At 68.7% G+C, this 2,003-nt stretch carries 2 protein-coding genes and 1 pseudogene; 2 read left to right on the forward strand and 1 reads right to left on the reverse strand.

Going from position 1 to position 2,003, the window contains the following annotated elements; genetic code table 11:
* Window positions 1-205 precede the first annotated feature (205 nt).
* On the reverse strand, window positions 206-1,261 hold the full coding sequence (gene queG / locus ACDELDRAFT_RS21765; RefSeq protein ID WP_081470188.1) for a tRNA epoxyqueuosine(34) reductase QueG: 1,056 nt from the start codon (window positions 1,259-1,261) through the stop codon (window positions 206-208).
* A 12-nt stretch (window positions 1,262-1,273) separates the two neighbouring features.
* Between queG and tsaE the strand changes: the two genes are divergently transcribed.
* Both tsaE and ACDELDRAFT_RS21775 read left to right on the forward strand, forming a co-directional pair.
* Window positions 1,274-1,816, forward strand: coding sequence for a tRNA (adenosine(37)-N6)-threonylcarbamoyltransferase complex ATPase subunit type 1 TsaE (gene tsaE / locus ACDELDRAFT_RS21770; RefSeq protein WP_005800708.1), 543 nt, complete (start codon window positions 1,274-1,276; stop codon window positions 1,814-1,816).
* Window positions 1,813-2,003 (forward strand): annotated as a pseudogene (locus ACDELDRAFT_RS21775) (N-acetylmuramoyl-L-alanine amidase); the annotation flags it as partial. The gene tsaE and the pseudogene ACDELDRAFT_RS21775, both read left to right, overlap by 4 nt.

Consider the following 2,003-nt stretch of genomic DNA (forward strand, 5'->3'; position numbering starts at 1 on the left):
GTGCTGTCCGACCCGGCGCTGCGGTCGGACACGGTGCACGCCAATGCGGCCGGCTACGAGCGATTCGCCCGCCATCTGGCCGGTGCGGCGCGCGCGCTGGGCCTGCTGCAACCCGCCTGAAGCCCGAAGCCTGCCAGTATCCAGGCCCCAATCCAAGCCCCTTCCGCTCCGTTATCAATAGCAGCTTGCACCCATCCAGAAAGCGCTACAGCCCTTCCTGACCCAAACCCCAGGCCACGTGCTCGCGCACCAGCGCGCTGGCGTCGTGCGCGCGCGACTGCAGCGCGGCACGCACCGCCGCGTCACCCGTCTGCCGCAGCGCATTGCCCAGCGCCACGGCCACATTGCGCAGCCAGCGCTCGTGCCCGATGCGGCGGATGGGGCCGCCCTCGGTCATGCGCAGGAAGGTGGGCTCGTCCCAGGCAAACAGGTGCACCAGCTGCTGGCCCGCCAGGCCCGCGCGCACATCGAAATCGGGCAAGCGGCTGGCCTGGGCGAACTTGTTCCAGGGGCAGATCAGCTGGCAGTCGTCGCAGCCGTAGATGCGGTTGCCCATCAGCGGACGCAGCTCCAGCGGAATCGGCCCCGCGTGCTCGATGGTCAGGTACGAAATGCAGCGCCGCGCATCCAGCCGGTGCGGCGCGATGATGGCCTGCGTGGGGCACACGTCGATGCAGGCGCTGCAGCTGCCGCAGTGCGCGGTGACGGGCTCGCTCGGCGGCAGCGCCATGTCCACATAGATCTCGCCCAGAAAGAACATCGAGCCGGCCTCGCGGTTGAGCACCAGCGTGTGCTTGCCCCGCCAGCCCTGCCCACTGCGCGCCGCGAGTTCGGCCTCGAGCACCGGCGCCGAATCGGTGAACACGCGGTGGCCAAAAGGCCCCACTGCCTCTGCAATGCGGTCGCTGAGCTTCTGCAGGCGCGCGCGCAACACCTTGTGGTAGTCACGCCCCCGGGCGTAAGCGGAAACGATGCCCTCCTGAGGCCGCGCCAGCCGCGCAAACTCCACGGCCTGCCAGCCGCCTGGCACCTGCTGGGGCGTGTCGCGCGGCAGATAGTCCATGCGCGCCGTGATCACGCTCACGGTGCCCGGCACCAGCTCCGCAGGCCGCGCGCGCCGCAGGCCGTGCGCGGCCATGTAGTGCATGTCGCCATGGAACCCTTGGGCCAGCCATTGCATCAACCCCGGCTCTGACGCCGACAAATCCACGCCCGCCACGCCAATTTGGGAAAATCCCAGCTCACGGGCCCACTCCCGCAATTGAGGAACGAGTTGACTGTTGCACCACATACCGGCCGGATTGTAGAAACCCCCGCCGCGCAAGCACCTGCCGACAACGCACGGGTGTTGACTTGGCACAGCGAGGCAGACACCGAGGCCTTTGCCCGCGCCCTGGCTGCGCAGCCCCCGCTGGCCCACGCGTTCCTCACGCTGCACGGCGATCTGGGTGCCGGCAAGACCACGCTGGTGCGCCATCTGCTGCGCGCACTGGGCGTGCAGGGCCGCATCAAAAGCCCCACCTACGCCGTGGTCGAACCCCATGAGGCACCAGGCCTCGCGCCGCACGCCACCACGGTATGGCACTTCGACTTCTACCGCTTCGACGACCCGCGTGAATGGGAGGACGCGGGCTTCCGCGATATTTTTGCCAGCCCCGGCCTCAAGGTGGCAGAATGGCCAGAAAAGGCCGCAGCGCTTACCCCGCTTGCAGACCTTGCTATACACATTGAAGCAATTGACGAGACCGAAAGGAAAGTCACGCTGCACGCCCCCACACCCCTGGGCCGCAGCCTGCTGCAAGGAATGAGCGCATGACCCCCACCCCCGGCCGGCCCCGGCCGCCCGCACCCCCAGCCCCCACGCGCCGCACGCTGTTGCAGGCCGGCAGCTTGGTGCTGCTGCTGGGCGCCCAGCAGATTGCGCGGGGCGCGACGATCCTGGCGGTGCGCGTGTGGCCTGCACCCGAATACTCGCGCGTCACCATCGAATCCGACGGACAGCT

The organism is Acidovorax delafieldii 2AN (genome assembly GCF_000175235.1).
GTDB classification, from domain to species: Bacteria; Pseudomonadota; Gammaproteobacteria; order Burkholderiales; family Burkholderiaceae_C; genus Acidovorax; species Acidovorax delafieldii_B.